This window comes from Dietzia sp. HMSC21D01 (genome assembly GCF_001815995.1).
Classification (GTDB): domain Bacteria; phylum Actinomycetota; class Actinomycetes; order Mycobacteriales; family Mycobacteriaceae; genus Dietzia; species Dietzia cinnamea.
The window spans coordinates 1-304 of the sequence record NZ_KV823834.1 but is presented as its reverse complement, the minus strand read 5'-3'; the positions used below and the strand labels follow the sequence as shown (position 1 = coordinate 304).

Here is a 304-nt window from a genome sequence, read left to right as displayed (position 1 = left end):
GCCTGGGAACGCGCTGGCCCGCCCGAGGAGTGACCGTGCCACGACCCATCCGCGTCCCGCTACCCGCACTCGTCGCGCCCGCCGCGGTGTCCACGGCGCTGGCACTGCGCCCGATCCGTCGGCCGTTCGCCGCCGCGACCGGGGGGTGGGTGGTGAGCCTGCCGGCGCTCGAGGTGCCGCTGCACATCGGCGCGCTCGTGGGCGCGGCCACCGCGACCGCGCTGGGCCGCCGGGAGCGGCGTCCGTCCGACGTGGTGGGTGCGGGGATGGCCGCGTTGACCTGCGCGGGGCTCGGGCTTGTGCT

Annotated in this window: 1 protein-coding gene; it reads left to right on the top strand. The window is 78.3% G+C overall.

What is annotated here, in order from left to right; genetic code table 11:
• Nucleotides 1-35: 35 nt before the first annotated feature.
• A partial coding sequence (locus HMPREF3086_RS05160) for a hypothetical protein (protein WP_210401840.1) occupies nucleotides 36-304 on the top strand: 269 nt, incomplete at its 3' end.